This is a genomic window from Bradyrhizobium sp. BRP23 (assembly GCF_020194135.1).
GTDB lineage: Bacteria > Pseudomonadota > Alphaproteobacteria > Rhizobiales > Xanthobacteraceae > Bradyrhizobium > Bradyrhizobium yuanmingense.
Map to the genome: position 1 here is coordinate 212,323 of NZ_JADYVW010000004.1, position 13,572 is coordinate 225,894.

At 59.8% G+C, this 13,572-nt stretch carries 13 protein-coding genes and 1 pseudogene; 1 reads left to right on the forward strand and 13 read right to left on the reverse strand.

The features are described 5' to 3' along the window. Positions 1-16 precede the first annotated feature (16 nt). The 5 genes from I6F24_RS12635 to I6F24_RS12655 all read right to left on the reverse strand — a co-directional run bounded on the left by I6F24_RS12635 (position 17) and on the right by I6F24_RS12655 (position 7,409). Complete coding sequence (locus I6F24_RS12635) at positions 17-1,201, reverse strand: GIY-YIG nuclease family protein (protein WP_225156402.1); 1,185 nt, start codon at positions 1,199-1,201, stop codon at positions 17-19. Beyond that, the gene (locus tag I6F24_RS12640) at positions 1,194-3,251 is read right to left on the reverse strand and encodes a DEAD/DEAH box helicase (protein WP_225156404.1); all 2,058 of its coding nucleotides are present in this window, start codon (positions 3,249-3,251) and stop codon (positions 1,194-1,196) included. Before I6F24_RS12640 ends, I6F24_RS12635 begins: the two co-directional genes overlap by 8 nt. Next, complete coding sequence (locus I6F24_RS12645; RefSeq protein WP_225156406.1) at positions 3,248-6,031, reverse strand: DNA methyltransferase; 2,784 nt, start codon at positions 6,029-6,031, stop codon at positions 3,248-3,250. The genes I6F24_RS12640 and I6F24_RS12645 overlap by 4 nt, the downstream gene beginning before the upstream one ends. 108 nt (positions 6,032-6,139) lie before the next feature. Further along, positions 6,140-6,709, reverse strand: coding sequence for a hypothetical protein (locus tag I6F24_RS12650; RefSeq protein ID WP_225156407.1), 570 nt, complete (start codon positions 6,707-6,709; stop codon positions 6,140-6,142). After that, the gene (locus I6F24_RS12655; RefSeq protein ID WP_225156410.1) at positions 6,690-7,409 is read right to left on the reverse strand and encodes a DUF433 domain-containing protein; all 720 of its coding nucleotides are present in this window, start codon (positions 7,407-7,409) and stop codon (positions 6,690-6,692) included. The genes I6F24_RS12650 and I6F24_RS12655 overlap by 20 nt, the downstream gene beginning before the upstream one ends. A 166-nt stretch (positions 7,410-7,575) precedes the next feature. Between I6F24_RS12655 and I6F24_RS12660 the strand changes: the two genes are divergently transcribed. Next, positions 7,576-8,178: an RNA ligase family protein gene (locus tag I6F24_RS12660; protein ID WP_225156412.1), complete on the forward strand. Its 603-nt coding sequence runs from the start codon at positions 7,576-7,578 to the stop codon at positions 8,176-8,178. On the opposite strand, the gene I6F24_RS12665 is transcribed toward I6F24_RS12660, so the two are convergent. The 8 genes and pseudogenes from I6F24_RS12665 to I6F24_RS12700 form a co-directional block, all read right to left on the reverse strand. Further along, on the reverse strand, positions 8,169-8,573 hold the full coding sequence (locus I6F24_RS12665; RefSeq protein WP_225156420.1) for a YbgC/FadM family acyl-CoA thioesterase: 405 nt from the start codon (positions 8,571-8,573) through the stop codon (positions 8,169-8,171). The two genes, I6F24_RS12660 and I6F24_RS12665, sit on opposite strands and share 10 nt — an antisense overlap. A gap of 234 nt (positions 8,574-8,807) precedes the next feature. Beyond that, positions 8,808-8,888: pseudogene (locus I6F24_RS37765) on the reverse strand (acyl-CoA thioester hydrolase); the annotation flags it as partial. 68 nt (positions 8,889-8,956) lie between these two features. Further along, positions 8,957-9,877, reverse strand: coding sequence for a metallophosphoesterase (locus tag I6F24_RS12675; RefSeq protein WP_036021743.1), 921 nt, complete (start codon positions 9,875-9,877; stop codon positions 8,957-8,959). A gap of 128 nt (positions 9,878-10,005) precedes the next feature. Then, complete coding sequence (gene ruvB / locus I6F24_RS12680) at positions 10,006-11,058, reverse strand: Holliday junction branch migration DNA helicase RuvB (protein ID WP_036021740.1); 1,053 nt, start codon at positions 11,056-11,058, stop codon at positions 10,006-10,008. Continuing rightward, positions 11,055-11,519: a hypothetical protein gene (locus I6F24_RS12685; RefSeq protein ID WP_035998380.1), complete on the reverse strand. Its 465-nt coding sequence runs from the start codon at positions 11,517-11,519 to the stop codon at positions 11,055-11,057. The genes ruvB and I6F24_RS12685 overlap by 4 nt, the downstream gene beginning before the upstream one ends. After that, on the reverse strand, positions 11,516-12,133 hold the full coding sequence (ruvA, locus tag I6F24_RS12690; protein WP_035998377.1) for a Holliday junction branch migration protein RuvA: 618 nt from the start codon (positions 12,131-12,133) through the stop codon (positions 11,516-11,518). The genes I6F24_RS12685 and ruvA overlap by 4 nt, the downstream gene beginning before the upstream one ends. Continuing rightward, complete coding sequence (ruvC, locus tag I6F24_RS12695) at positions 12,130-12,657, reverse strand: crossover junction endodeoxyribonuclease RuvC (RefSeq protein ID WP_035998374.1); 528 nt, start codon at positions 12,655-12,657, stop codon at positions 12,130-12,132. The genes ruvA and ruvC overlap by 4 nt, the downstream gene beginning before the upstream one ends. Before the next feature lie 79 nt (positions 12,658-12,736). Beyond that, positions 12,737-13,483, reverse strand: a complete 747-nt coding sequence (locus I6F24_RS12700; RefSeq protein ID WP_225149260.1) for a YebC/PmpR family DNA-binding transcriptional regulator — start codon at positions 13,481-13,483, stop codon at positions 12,737-12,739. Positions 13,484-13,572 lie beyond the last annotated feature (89 nt).

Sequence of the window (13,572 nt, forward strand, 5' to 3'; positions counted from 1 at the left end):
GGCATCGAACAGACTATCAAGCTTTGTCGACGCGCACCAATGCTGCCTCTTTCGGATCGTATGTGTAGCCGGTAATCGTCCCATCCTTGATCCGATCGACAGCCTCGTCGATAACGAACCGAGGCACCAGAAACCACTCGCGCGGTATCACCGGATTCCCGAAGCGATCTTTGATCTCGATATTGAGCTGAGCCGGCCCGAAGACACGGTGAATGAGGTTTTCGAGCTTGGCGCGATTGATGTTGTAGAGTTCGTAGGTGGCGACTTTTTCCACATCGGCCATAAGAAAGGTCGGGTCGAGTTTCGCGTTAGCGATACGCCGTTCGACATCCCCGCCGGTTACGCCGATCTTGTGCAGAACATCGCGATGAGCTGCTATTACCGGATGATCGGACTTGCTGCGCACAACGTAAATCGTACCGCTGGCTAGGTCGCCCTCGGCACTTTCGCTGGCAAAGAGCGGGCCTGCAACGGGGTCGGTGATCCGCCGCCCCGCATCGTCCTTGTGGAGCGCCCGCTGCAATGATCGCATGAGCAGGTTGCTCTCGGTGCCGTTGTCGAAGATCACGCGCAGCCGCGCGTCGGACTTACCCTGAGCATTTGTGAATATATCGCCCATCTCTGCGACATAGGCCTTCTGCCCTCCGACAACGAACCAGCTACCCGGCCGGATTTCAGCTTTCAACTCGAACGGGCGCGTCTGGCGTATGCCGCTCGCGATTTCCTTTTGTACCTTCTCGAACAGGGGTTTGAAGCGGTCGAAGTCCTCGCATTTCTGGCGATTGGCGATTTCCTCGGCCGCCCGCTTGTCGGCAGCGGTGCGGACATGGCGAAGTTCAGTGATGTCGGAGGACCCTGCAGCACCACCGAGTTCGGCAAGCAGTTCGTCCTCGTCGATCGGCTCCTCCGGAGGGGCAGCACTCTCAGATCCCGCCAGGAGCCCTTGATGGTCGAGGGATGCAAGAAGCGATCGGCATTCCTCAAGTGCGCGCAGGCGATCGAGGCGCACGGCATAGAGCCGCTCGAAAATATCGCGATCTTCCCCGTGCTGGGGGGCGCGACCGTGCTTCTCGACAAACCGCTGGATTTCCTCGAACCCAGCCATGATGCGTTCCTCGCGCGGGGAGCGCCCGCCATTCTTCTCCGGTTGGGCGAAGTCTTCGAGCTCAGCGCGCAGATCGTCGAGGTCGATGTCACTCATACCGTCCCTCGTCCTTGAATCTTACAAAGGCGGCCGCGCCCTCGGCCATACGCTTTTCCCAAGCGTCCGTCGAGCTAATTGAAGGAAGCCGACCGCGCTCCTTTTTGAACCTGTAAGCGCGCACGGCGAGTTCCTTGGCTTCGTCTGGCGTGAGGCTCGTGCGCTTTGCGGCAATCGCGGCCGCCACCTGTTTCAGGCTATCCTCGCTCATGGTCTTGGCGAGGATCGAGTAAGCCTCACCGAAGGGATTGATCCGGTCGATCAGGTCAATATCAAGCTCGCGAACGTCCATGGCGAACTTGCGGACACCGTCGATTAAGGCGGTATTTGCACTAGGATCGCCATTGCCGCCTTCAATTGCGGCCTGTTTGGCCTGTTGCGTGAGATTGAGGGCAGCAACAGCGTGTTGGCGCACGGCCTCCTGATCCTCCTCGTCGAGTTCGGGATATTTATCCTTGATGATCTTGCCCATGCGGGCAACCGTTAGTTCCTCCGGCACCAGCTCCTCGTCAAAGAGCCCGCGCTCTACGGCGGTCTTGTCTTGGACAAAGGCTGCAATGACCTCGTTCAAGTCTTCCCGACAGATGCGAGCCGCTTCGTCGCTTTTCGGTTCCACGAGGCCCTTGATCTCGATCTGGAATTGTCCCGTGTCGTGATTGAAGCCGACATTGCACTTGTCGGGATCGTAACCGCCTTCGCCGTAGTCAAAGCCAGGCGTGGCCTCGTTGGTCGGGTTCTTGGGCTTGAACTCAAAGCGCGGCGCGAGCACTTGCTCCATGAGAAGACTGGCCGCGATAGCCTTCAAAGTGTCGTTTACCGCCTCGGTGACGGCCTCCTCGGATGCGTCCGGTTCAGCGATCAGGTTTGTGAAACGCGCGCGGGTCTTGCCCGGCGCGTCACGGGTCGCGCGGCCGATGATCTGCACGATTTCCGTGAGGCTCGCACGATAGCCGATCGTGAGTGCGTGCTCGCACCAAATCCAGTCGAACCCTTCCTTCGCCATGCCGAGGGCGATGATGATGTCCACATGGTCACGATTATTCTTTTGCGCAGGGTCTTTCAGCGCGGCGGACACTCGCTCGCGCTTGCTGGGATCGTCATCGACCAGATCGGCTATCCGTAAGATGCGGTCGTCCGAGGTTTTGACCAATTGGAAGCCCGTGGCTGGGTCGGTTCCGTGCCATACGCCCAATGCTTCGATGATGTGTTCGACCTCCCTGATCTTGTCCTTCGTGCTCTCGCGGGAATTGACGCTAGGGATGTGGACGATCGTCTTCTCGACCGGCTTGAGCACCTTGAGGATGTCGTCGGCGTAGGAGCCGGAATAGAAGAAATAACCGATATCGAGCTGTTTGAGGTATTCGTAGCCGTTTAGCTGTTCGTAGTAGGTGTAGGTGACGGTATCGAATTTTGCCTCGTCCTGCGGGGCGAGCACCGCTTCAGCGTCGCCCCTGAAATAGGAGCCGGTCATGGCGACGATATGAACCTTGTCGCGGGCAATAAATTGGCCGAGGTGCAGGCCAAGCTTGTTGTCGGGATTCGCAGAGACATGATGGAACTCGTCCACCGCGATCAATCTACCGTCGAACGCCTCGACTCCATACCTGTCCACGGCAAAGCGGAAGGTCGCGTGAGTGCAAACCAGCACTTTGTCGTCGCTTTCCAGGAACGCGCCGACCGAATTGACCTTTCCGCCGTTGTCCGAACCGGGCGCATCACAGAGGTTCCACTTGGGCATAACGGTCCAATCGGACGAAAAGCCGAACTTGCTCAGCGGCTCGTCGTGGAAGCTTGCGCCGATGGACTTCTCCGGTACCACAATGATCGCCTGTTTGAGGCCTTGGTTCTGGAGCTTGTCGAGGGCGATGAACATGAGCGCGCGGCTTTTGCCAGAGGCCGGTGGCGACTTGATCAGAAGGTACTGCTCACCGCGTCGTTCAAAAGCGCGCTCCTGCATCGGCCGCATGCCAAGCGCGTTGGCTTTGGTCGAGCTGCCGTTGCGGGCGTAAGACACCGAAACGGAGGGGATTGATTTCACCTCGATGGTCATGCGCTTGCCCCGGCCTTTCGCTTCTTGCTCGTCCCCTGCTTTGCAGTCATCTTGGTGTAAAGCTCGAACAATTTCTCAAGCCGCTCTGTGTCGTTACGGAACCGGCGGCCGATGTAGATGCGCTCAAGCACCTCGTCGTTTCGCTCATGCGCCTCTCGCAGGTCGGCGGGCATTTTCTCAGGTTCATAGAGATCGGCGATGGTTGCCGGGAAATGAGCCGCGCGCGCCAAGAGAATGTCTTCGGCTCCACGGCTCAAATCTGCTTTGTTCTTTTCAGTGAGGGATGGGATAGGAAAGGTGTTCCAACCGAGGGTGTTGGAATAGCGATGCCGCGTTTCCAGCTTGCCGCACACGGTCGCGATCCAGACAAGATGCAGGCGAGAAGCGATCAGCGCCATGTTCCATAGTGGAGCATCGTACAGAGCGAAGAGCAGGTCGCTCGCGATCGCATTGCCGCTCAACAAGTCTACAGGAATATAGGGCCTTCTCTCGGATGAAACCTTTGCAACAACAAGGGAGTGATTTTTGGCAGTACCAGCGATTTGGACGAAACGATGCGGACGCGACGCAAAATCGCGAGTTGAACCTGCTGCACTGGACGAACGGAATTGACGGACGTTTTCGAGTATCTGCTTGAGAAAGGGGTGGGATATCGCTGTCGCCGCATCCTCGTCCTCGATCCAAAAGCACCATCTCTGGCTGCCTTGGATCATCTCTTCCGAACCCACATACGGGCGTATATACCGTCCAAGATCAGGGTGGCGCTGCAATACCTGCGCTCGCTGCTCGTCGTTCAGAATGAAATTTCCGCCGTCGCGCGGCATGTTGCCGAACAACATTTGGGATACCTCTGAGATCGGATTCCGCATTTGCTCAATCACCGAATTAGAACCGGGGATGAGATAGCAATTTATGTGGGGGACAGCTCGCTCGATGACGGCTCCCTGATCAGCTATAGAAAACAAGCGACGAGGGTTGGGTGGCTGGCGTGAAATGGCAACAATCGCAACAGTCACACCTGCATTGTAACTGGCGAGATTAGACCATTTGAACGAGGTGTGGGCGAATGCGATCTCGTGGGACGTGCTCATAATCAAAGGCCACAGTATCGGCACCTGCAAGCCCTGACAGATGGAATTGGTGGCGACAAAAGCAGCGACTGTTTTGGTGTGCAGTCCGTAATCGGCAGCCTTCATGAACCATCCGGCTACGTAATCAAGGGACTTCCAGCCTTTCGTGCGCTCGTCGAAGATGGATGCTAAATCCGCTTTCTGCTCGTCGGTCTGCCACTTCGAACCTAGATACGGAGGATTGCCACAAAGGTACGTCTCTCCACCCTCGTTTTCGAAGTCGATCTGCGCTTGATCTAGTGGCGTGTGAAACAGATCATCAGCATGATGCTTCACGCCCGTTCCCGTGGGCGGGCATATACTCAGCCAATCCAAACGCAGCGCGTTGCCGCAAGTGATCCAATTCTGCGCGTCCAGCGGTAGAAACTCGGCCAAAGCTTCCTTCTGTCCACGATAGAGCACGTCGCACTGGAATTCGGCGATGATGAGAGCGAGGCGCGCTACCTCGGCCGGAAAATCGCGTATCTCAATGCCGCGAAAGTTCGTTAGCGGAATTTCGGTTCGGCGGCCCGCCTCCCCGCGCCGGATATTGATCTCCGCTTCGATTTCGCGCATGGCCTTATAGGCAATCACAAGAAAATTGCCCGATCCGCAAGCCGGATCGAATACCCTGATCCTCGACATCCGCTTGCGCAGGTTGAGTAACGTGCGGGAATTATCCTTTGCTTCCTCAAGTCGTGCCCGCAAATCATCGAGGAAGAGCGGATTGAGCACTTTCAGAATGTTCGGCACGCTCGTGTAGTGCATGCCAAGCGCTCCGCGCTCATCGTCGTCGGCGACGGCCTGTATCATCGATCCGAAGATGTCGGGGTTGATCTTGGTCCAGTCGAGATTGCCGATGTGGAGAAGGTAGGAACGCGCGATCCGGCTGAAACGCGGCACGTCGATGCTGCCAGAGAACAGGCCACCGTTGACATAGGGAAACTTGTCCGCCCAGCGGGCGATCCTATCTCGCTCCCGATCCTCGCGCTTGGTATTCATGGCGAGGAATAACTCGCTGATCACTTCATGGGTGTTGGACGAGTCTCGCTCGCTCATCTGCTCGATCGTCGTCGTGAACAGACGTTTTCCATTGAAGATGTCGGTGTCTTCGGCGAAGAAACAGAAGATCAGCCGCGCCATAAAATGGTTCATATCCGAGCGACGTTCGGCGGCGTCCCATGCGGGGTTCTCCTCTAGAAGCGTTCGATACAGCCGGTTAAGGCGGCTGGTGGCGCGGATATCGAACGAGCTTTCGCGGACCTGCTTGACGGTGGTGATCCCGGCGAGCGGCAGGAAGAAACCAAAATGGTCCGGGAAGTCCGAATAGGCGCAAGCAATCGGTGCGTCGTCCGTTTCTAGGTCCTCAGCTTCGAGCGTCTCCCCGTCGGTGGCGAGGATATAGCGCGCCTTGGCCCTGGCCGTAGCCGGACTGGCCTTGAGCGCGGTGAGCGTCTTGGTGACATCACCTGGTGGACAGACGGCGATGTGAATATTGTTGGTCTGCAGGACGCCGCCCAGATCGGACTTGTTCGACGCACCCGAACGCAGGCGCCGGATCGTGGTATCCTTGTTCCCGAACGCTTGAAGGAAGGAATACGGGAATTCTACGGGGTCGAATGGCTGCTCGGCGAGAGCCGAAATCGCTTCTTCGATTTCGACAGCGTTCATATCGTTCTTGCCCCAAAATGCATTTCAAGTTCAGTGGCGTCTTAACCGCGATGTCGCCTGTCGGGCTTGGCCGTTGCTGGAGGAGTCGCACGGATCAACGGGATTCGTCTAACTTTTTTCGCCACGGTGGTCCTCCACGAATCCGGAACTTTCGTTAAATTCACTCAGACTGGTGCGAAACTGCCCGCCTGAGCTGGTCGGCGACAGATTGAGATCACTCTGCTTCAGCTCGGATGTGTCGGTAGCATCGGTATCGTCGATGCGAGGATCCTTGATGGGCTTCATTTTCTGATGGTCTATTGCGGCCCAATTCATCGGCAAGCGCCAGCGATCACCTGGCTTTGAAATCTTTATTTTCTCGATAATGGCGGGCCACCACCTGATGATGAATGCAGCTCGGCCGTAGCCCTTAAGATGCTCATATTCACTCGGAGGAAAGAACGAAATTAGGCCGGATTCCGTGTAGGCTATCAAATTGGGCCAATGCTGCAGAATGTTGTGATCTCCCGAAACTATCGCGGTTCCGCCCTCGTCAGCAAACTTGCGAATCCAGTCAGGATCAGGCGAGCCATCCCCGTGCCTGATGAAAGAGACTTCGTAGCCCTCTCGATTACCCGTGATCGCTATCACGGCAAGGGCTACGCGGTTGGCGATGCACTCATCCAGCCTTATTTTCAACCTGACTCGAAGTTTTCAGACTTCCCTCGTAGGCAACCGCTTCAAGAACATCACTTTCGTCAATCTCAAAATCTTCCGCGACCGGACCGGTATCGCCCTCCGCATTGAATGCAGCAGCCAAGGCATCGGTAGGAATCCAAATTCCTTCAAGGACGGGGCGACCAAAAGCATAGTTGGGATCGAGCACAACTCGCGGATGCTCAGTTGGGCTAGGATGCCAGCGGTATGCGAGGTCGTCCGCATAGAGAATTGTGTCGAACAAGGATTGCTCGACAATCGGACCCATCTCGAAGTTATCGTTCAGAAGATTGAGGATTTTCTTTTCGTCGTCCTGGGCGATTTCCATCAGGATGGTTTTGCCATCGGTCCGGAACGCCTTGTTGGTAGCGAACGGATGATCCGTGCGATGACGAGAGCGCAGGCGCTCAGCGATTTTGCGGATTGTTTGAGACGACAGGCCCAAATCCTTGAAGTGTTTTATAAAACGAGCCTCGATCAGATCAAGAAAGCCCAAGACTGTTTTGCCGCCGACCAAGGGCAATTGACGATGGATAATAGGAGGCGCCTCGCTGTGCGACACCCCGTTGATCCAAGACCTGATGTGACTGCCATCCTCATGCAGAATGCGCGCAGCCATTGGGACGGTATAAAGCCCAATGTCACCGGCCTTTCGCCAATCAAGACTGACATGCGCGTTCATGGTGATCTCGCGAGTTCCCTCTACTTTAATTAGTTATTTCAAGCAGACAACAGGCTTGTGATTGGACTTAAGGTCCCCCCAAAGGCCCGCGCTCGACCGCACGGCCAACGCGCTTAAATATATGAAGAGATTCGTATCTTTCACTTAGCACTACTATCTATTAACCATGCGACAAGCTCATTTTTTGCCCTGCATCCCCACCCCGGGAACAAAGGTCCCGGCCGGTAGGGAATGGCTCCACGAGATCAAGCACGACGGCTACCGCATGATGCTTCGGCGGGAGAATGATCGCGTGCGCCTGATCACCAAAGGCGGATACGATTGGACGAAGCGCTATCCGTGGATCGTCGAGAGCGCGATGAAATTCCGCAGCAAGCACTTCATCCTCGACGGCGAGGCCGTGGTGCTCAACGTCGATGGCATGTCCGATTTCGACGCCCTGCATTCCGGCAAGCACGACCACGAGGTCCAATTCTACGCCTTCGACATCCTGTCCGGTGAAGGTGACGACTACCGCCGCCTGCCGCTCTCGATGCGCAAGACAAACCTCGCGCGGCTGCTCGCTCGGCGTTCGGAGGGGATATTCCTCGCCCCATTCGAGCAAGGCGAAATCGGCCCCGATCTATTCCGGCACGCCTGCATCATGGGCCTCGAAGGCATGGTCTCGAAGCACGCCGAGCGCGCCTATTGCCCGGGCCGCTGCACCCACTGGATCAAGAATAAGAACCCGAAGCATCCCGCCTTCCGCCGGGTGCAGGATCAGTTCTGAACATCCTGCTGCATGGCGACCCGCAGCGCTTTCGGGATGCGCTGGGCCTTGCCTCCAGAGACTAAGGCGACCCGGACCTTGGCTGCGGCGAGCAGCTCGGCCCCGCGTCGGCATTCTTGCAACAGCGTAATGGACGCACCTTTGACCTCTCGCGGGATCGTAATGATGTCGAGCACATCGTCGATGAATGCCGGTTTGAAATAATCGATGGCGAGCGAACGCACCACAAAGGCAAAGCCGGGTGCCTCGCCCTCTGCTTCCTCGAATAGGGCGCGGTGATCGGCACCGAGCAGGCGGAGGTAGTTCGATCGACCGCGCTCCATAAACCGCAGATAGCTGGCGTGGTAAACCACCTTGCTAAAATCGGTATCCTCAAAAAAGACCCGGACTTGCATGGTGTGGCGGCCATCGCTGATCGCGCCGTCGAGATGCGGTGTCGTCACAGGTCCCTCGCGAGTTCCCCTAGGTGAAAGCTCAGCCGCTTTTAACCCTGGGGTGGACCTGCTCAAATAAAAAAAGCCGCCCCGTGGGGCGGCCCTGAATGCCTTTGGTTGGCCCTTTAGGCCGCCACTTTCCAGCGTCCCAGGGGGACCACCCTGCTTTCGCTATTATTATAGCGGCAAGCAAGGGAAATCCGTGTCCTCGTAATAGACCCGGACCTGCATGTGGTGGCGGCCGTCGCGGATCTCGCCGTCGAGATGAGCTGTCACGTCCGGAGCCTCTTCGCTGGTCGGTAACCGGCACGTTTTGCGCAAAAACAGCCGGACGCGCAAGCGTGTTAGGACACGACCGGTCCTGACCTTCCCAGCGTCACCTCGACGATCTCAGGCGGCACGCCGAAGCGGAGCGGCATGATGCTGCAACCGAGGCCGCCGGACACGATGAGATCGCATTTCAGGCGGAAATGGCCATAGGCGAGACGCAGGCCGTTCCTGGGCGCGACGGCCGGTGACCAGCCGAGCAGGCGGACCTGGCCGCCATGGGTATGGCCGGACAATTGCAGCGCGACGCGCGCGGGCACGAGCGGAGCGACATTGGGCTCGTGCGCGAGCAGAATGACCGGCGCATCGTCGGTGATCTTCGCCAGCGTAGCATTGAGATCGTCGGCACCGAAGTGCGCCATGCTCCGGAAGCGCCGCGCCGGCAGGAAGGCGAGCTGATCGCCGAGGCCGGCAAGCCAGAACGGACGGCCGTCCTTGGTGAGGCGCACAGCATCGTTCTCGTAGACGGGGATGCCGGCCGCCTCCAGCGCCCGATGTGCGATGGTCGGCCCGTGCCCCGCCTGCTGCACTGTTCTGTCATCCCAATAGTCGTGGTTGCCCATGACGGCATGGACGCCGAGGGGCGCCTTCAGGCGCCCCAATACCCTTGCCCATTCGCTCGACGGAATGAAGCGCGTGACATGGTGAAGGCCGGCGACATAGTCGCCGAGCAGCACGATGAGATCGGCGTTGAGCGCGTTGGTCCGGTCGACGATGCCCTCGATGCGCTCCAGCGACATCCAGGGATCGCAGGCATGGATGTCGGCGATGGCGGCAATCTTCAGCGGAAAATCCGCCGGCCACTGCCGCGGCATCGGATGATAGCGCGTGACGCGAAGGCGCAGCACCGGCTCGACACCGACGCCGTAGGCTGCGGTCGAGACGCCGAGGGCGGACAGACCGCCGATGGAACGGATGAGATGACGGCGCGTGATCATGGAAGCCCGATGATGATGCGGCGCCTTGATGATATCCGATTGGAGCGGAATTGGGGTGCGTTCGTGCAGATCGTCTGCACGAGGTTAACGGAAATTCATCAAGCCGGAACAGCGCGAGGTTCGGCAGATCACTCGTCGCTGTCATCCGTGCCGAACAGGCCGAACTGCGCCGCCGCATCGCGCGGGGGCTCGGCGAGACCGAGATGGCGGAAGGCGTGCGAGGTCAGCAGGCGGCCGCGCGGCGTGCGCTGCAGATAGCCGCACTGGATCAGATAGGGCTCGATGATGTCCTCGATGGCGTCGCGCGGCTCCGACAAGGCCGCAGCCATGGTCTCGACGCCGACCGGTCCGCCGCCATAGTTGAGCGCGATGGTCGAGAGATAGCGCCGATCCATCGCGTCCAGCCCTGCGGCATCGACCTCGAGCGCGCTCAGCGCATGGTCGGCAATCTTACGGTCGATCTTGTCGGCATCGGCCGCCGAGGCGAAATCGCGCACGCGGCGGAGCAGGCGGCCGGCGATGCGCGGCGTGCCGCGGGCGCGGCGCGCGATCTCGTTGGCGCCATCGGCGCTCATGCCGACGTTGAGCACGCGCGCGCCGCGGCTGACGATGCTCTCCAACTCCTCGATCGTGTAGAAGTTGAGCCGGACCGGAATGCCAAAGCGGTCGCGCAAGGGATTGGTGAGAAGGCCGGCGCGCGTGGTGGCGCCGACCAGCGTGAATTTCGACAGCTCGATCTTGACCGAGCGCGCCGCCGGGCCCTCGCCGATGATGAGGTCGAGCTGAAAGTCCTCCATCGCGGGATAGAGCACCTCTTCCACCGCCGGGCTGAGGCGATGGATCTCGTCGATGAAGAGCACGTCGCGCTCTTCGAGGTTGGTCAAGAGGGCGGCAAGATCGCCGGCCTTGGCGATCACGGGCCCCGAGGTGGCGCGGAAACCGACTCCGAGCTCCTTCGCCACGATCTGCGCCAGCGTGGTCTTGCCGAGCCCCGGGGGACCTACGAACAGCACGTGGTCCAGCGCCTCGCCGCGCTTGCGCGCCGCTTCGATGAAGATCGAGAGATTCTTGCGCGCCTGCGCCTGGCCGACGAAGTCGGACAGCGATTGCGGCCGCAGCGCGGTGTCGCCGACATCGTCGCTGCGGCGCTCGGGCGAGACCATGCGGGGGGGAGTGGTCATGCGGAAGTCCTGCACAGTCGCTTGTCGATAAGAAGGGCAGCTTGAGCACCTGCAAAGAAGATCAAACTTACCACAAGCAAGACAAATGCCTCAGCCGGTTCACTCAGTGCTCTTCCAACAGAGCCAATCACCAGCGCCGAAAGCAAGCTTGCAACGAGAACGTCCCACCAGACAACGGAGCCTCGGATTTGCAGGAAGATTGCAACCATCAAGGCCACAACGGCCGCAGGCAAGAACAAGCCTTTCACGGCAAACCAGCTGAACCCGATCAGGTCGCGCGAGACCGAAAAGCATCGAATGACACGACTAAGAAAACAACCTGATGCCGAGAACGCCAGCATTGCAAGATACCCGGCAAAAAGTGTTCCGCAGAAGACGACGACGAACATACGGCCGAGGCGCCGCAAATGCTGGCGTGCCGCACCTTGACCCCACTCGGAGAGGCGCTGGCCGTTGTTCACTTGGCCAGTTCCTTCAAACCCAATCGAATCAGCTGCGCCGTCTCGGCGCCCTCACCCGCGCTGCGCGAGGCCGATGCAATCGCCGCGGCGGCCTGCGGCTGGCCGTAGCCGAGATTGACCAGCGCGGAGATCGCATCCGCCACGGGCCGCGGTGCGCGCTGGTCGTCGACGGCGCCGGCAAGATGCACGACAGCGGGATCGACATTGGCGAAGGCCGGCGCCTTGTCCTTCAATTCGGTGACGATGCGCTCGGCGACCTTGGGGCCGACACCGGGCGTTCGCGCCACCGCGGCCTTGTCGCGCAGCGCGATGGCATTGGCGAGATCGGCCGGCGACAGTGTGCCGAGCACGGCCAGCGCGACCTTGGCGCCGACGCCCTGCACGGTCTGGAGCAGGCGAAACCATTCGCGCTCCTGATCGGTGCGGAAGCCGAACAGCTTGATCTGGTCCTCGCGGACATAGGTCTCGATCGACAGCACAGCGGCCTCACCCGGCGAGGGCAGATGCTGCAAGGTGCGCGAGGAGCAATGTACCTGATAGCCGACGCCGCCGACGTCGAGGATGACGAAATCCTCGCCGTAGGAATCGATCAAGCCCTTGAGCTTGCCGATCATATCCCCACCACCTTCAGCCTGAGAGCGGTACTCTGGCGGTGATGGGCGTGGGTGATGGCGATGGCGAGCGCGTCGGCGGCATCCGCCGACGGGGGCTCGGCCTTCGGCAGCAGGATCTTCAGCATCATCGCGATCTGTTGCTTGTCGGCGTGGCCGGCGCCGACCACGGTCTTCTTGACCTGGTTCGGCGCGTATTCGGCGACAGAGATGCCGAACATTGCCGGCGCCAGCATGGCGACGCCGCGGGCCTGGCCGAGCTTCAGCGTCGCAACGCCGTCCTTGTTGACGAAGGTCTGCTCCACCGCCGCTTCCACCGGCCGGTGATCGGACAAGACGGAAGCGAGCCCTTCATGGATCGCGAGCAGCCGGCTCGACAGCGGCAAATCGTCGGGCGGTTCCACCGAGCCGCAGGCGACGTAGATCAGGCGATTGCCCTCGGCCTCGATCACGCCCCAGCCGGTGCGGCGCAGGCCGGGGTCGATGCCGATGATGCGAACGGGGCCACGAATCGGGAGCGCAGTCATGCGCCAGTGATAGCGGCTGGCTGCCCTGGAGGAAACAGAAACAGAACGGAAGTAACAAGGGAAGTAGGGCCGTCGAGCCCTACCCGCCCATCTTCGCAACAAGCGCGTCCGACACCTCGAAATTGGCGTAGACGTTCTGCACGTCGTCGTGCTCGTTGAGCAGGTCCATCAGTTTCAGGAGCTTCTCGCCGGTCTCGTCGTCGACCGCAACCGTGTTCTGCGGCTTCCAGATCAGTGCGGCCTTGCGCGGCTCGCCGAACTTGGCTTCCAGCGCCTTGGCGACGTCGCGATAGCCTTCGGTCGAGGCGTAGATCTCGTGGCCGCCCTCGCCGGAAACGACGTCGTCGGCGCCGGCCTCGATCGCGGCGTCCAGCACCGCATCGTCGGAGGCGACGCTGCGGTCATATTCGATGATGCCGGTGCGGTCGAACATGAAGGAGACCGAGCCGGTTTCGCCGAGATTGCCGCCGGACTTGGTGAAGAAGGAGCGGATGTCGGAGGCGGCGCGGTTGCGATTGTCGGTCAGCGCCTCGACGATGACGGCGACCCCGCCGGGGCCGTAGCCCTCGTAGCGGATCTCGTCATAGTTCTCGCCGTCGCTGCCGAGCGCCTTCTTGATGGCGCGCTCGATATTGTCCTTCGGCATGTTCTCCTGCCGCGCCGCGATCACGGCGGCACGCAGGCGGGGGTTCATGGCGGGGTCGGGAGTGCCCAGCTTGGCGGCGACGGTGATTTCCCGCGCCAGCTTGCCGAACAGTTTCGACTTCTGGGCATCCTGCCGCCCCTTGCGGTGCATGATGTTCTTGAATTGGGAATGTCCGGCCATGCGTGGTCTCTTGAGAAATCGTCAGCCAAAGATGAGCGTGGGAAGCGCGGCCTTATAGGCCGCCAACCCACCGGAATCAAAGGGCTCGG

Bases quoted from the DNA above. Each gene is read 5' to 3' on its own strand.
- I6F24_RS12635 (WP_225156402.1), bottom strand. From the start codon at position 1,201: ATGAGTGACATCGACCTCGACGATCTGCGCGCTGAGCTCGAAGACTTC.
- I6F24_RS12640 (WP_225156404.1), bottom strand. From the start codon at position 3,251: ATGACCATCGAGGTGAAATCAATCCCCTCCGTTTCGGTGTCTTACGCC.
- I6F24_RS12645 (WP_225156406.1), bottom strand. From the start codon at position 6,031: ATGAACGCTGTCGAAATCGAAGAAGCGATTTCGGCTCTCGCCGAGCAG.
- I6F24_RS12655 (WP_225156410.1), bottom strand. From the start codon at position 7,409: ATGAACGCGCATGTCAGTCTTGATTGGCGAAAGGCCGGTGACATTGGG.
- I6F24_RS12660 (WP_225156412.1), top strand. From the start codon at position 7,576: ATGCGACAAGCTCATTTTTTGCCCTGCATCCCCACCCCGGGAACAAAG.
- I6F24_RS12665 (WP_225156420.1), bottom strand. From the start codon at position 8,573: ATGCAAGTCCGGGTCTTTTTTGAGGATACCGATTTTAGCAAGGTGGTT.
- I6F24_RS12675 (WP_036021743.1), bottom strand. From the start codon at position 9,877: ATGATCACGCGCCGTCATCTCATCCGTTCCATCGGCGGTCTGTCCGCC.
- ruvB (WP_036021740.1), bottom strand. From the start codon at position 11,058: ATGACCACTCCCCCCCGCATGGTCTCGCCCGAGCGCCGCAGCGACGAT.
- ruvA (WP_035998377.1), bottom strand. From the start codon at position 12,133: ATGATCGGCAAGCTCAAGGGCTTGATCGATTCCTACGGCGAGGATTTC.
- ruvC (WP_035998374.1), bottom strand. From the start codon at position 12,657: ATGACTGCGCTCCCGATTCGTGGCCCCGTTCGCATCATCGGCATCGAC.
- I6F24_RS12700 (WP_225149260.1), bottom strand. From the start codon at position 13,483: ATGGCCGGACATTCCCAATTCAAGAACATCATGCACCGCAAGGGGCGG.